The 250-nt window shown below is 37.2% G+C and carries 1 protein-coding gene; it reads left to right on the top strand.

The annotated features are described in order from the left end of the window. On the top strand, positions 1 to 250 hold a 250-nt coding region (locus ACVCXO_RS00525; RefSeq protein WP_452227645.1), incomplete at both ends, for a hypothetical protein.

The following is a 250-nucleotide window of genomic DNA, read 5'->3' as shown; positions in this document are numbered from 1 at the left end:
CTTGTGAAGGTTCGTTTATTATTACTAGAACTTGGACTTTATCAGACGATTGTGGGAACACTGCAACGCCGCAAATACAAACGATTACCGTTTCAGATAATATTGCGCCTACATTTACTGCTCCTGCAGCTATTGAAATTTTCACAGATGCTTCTTGTAATTATGATGCAACGGTTAGTGAAACTGGTGATGTAACTAATGAAGCTGATAATTGTGATACTACTTTAGATGCGACTTTTACAGATGTTGT

This window comes from Lacinutrix sp. MEBiC02404, from assembly GCF_053601575.1.
The sequence above is the reverse complement of the archived record's forward strand: the minus strand, read 5'-3'. Positions and strand labels throughout refer to the sequence as shown.